Origin of the sequence: Pseudomonas orientalis, assembly GCF_001439815.1 — a bacterium.
GTDB classification, from domain to species: Bacteria; Pseudomonadota; Gammaproteobacteria; order Pseudomonadales; family Pseudomonadaceae; genus Aquipseudomonas; species Aquipseudomonas orientalis.
Window position 1 is genome coordinate 1 of the sequence record NZ_JYLM01000034.1, and the last position, 560, is coordinate 560.

At 65.4% G+C, this 560-nt stretch carries 1 protein-coding gene; it reads right to left on the minus strand.

Translation table 11 applies throughout. From position 1 onward, the window contains the following. Window positions 1-560, minus strand: a 560-nt coding sequence (locus TU82_RS28980; protein ID WP_428838897.1) for a hypothetical protein, incomplete at both ends; no start/stop codon positions are given.

Consider the following 560-nt stretch of genomic DNA (forward strand, 5'->3'; position numbering starts at 1 on the left):
GTCGTAGCTGACTCGGTGCGGCCATCGTCGGTGGTTTTGGCAACCAGCCGACCGACCGCATCGCGCTCCAGCCGATGAATGATGGGCGCGGGTGGTGCCTCGGGGACCACCGCCAGGCCGTTGCCAAAAGGCGGGTGGCATCGGCGGGTGTTTCATGCACACGACCAGGTCCAGCGGCTTGGGCACGGCACCGGGCGCAGGCGTGGCGACGGTCGGACGCCACATCTGCGAGAAGAAGCTCTCGGCCATGTCCAGGTAGCTGGCCTCAGGCGCAGGCGCCGGCTCTTCCAGTTCGGTACCCGCTGGCGCAACGTGAGAGCTGATTGCCCCGGCAGCGCGGATGTTATTGGTGAGCGTGTTGGTGGAACCGGTGAGAATATTGGCCTGCACCGTGGGCGGAAACAGCGCATTGCTGAAGCTGTCGCATAAATTCGTCAGGCCTTTGTCTGCGCCCGTCTTGCTCATGGCCAGGCCGACAATCGTGCCCACCACCGCGCCCAACAGGAAGCAGCCCAGCCCTCCGGTGGCGACGGTAATACCGGTAGCCGCAACCACGGCAG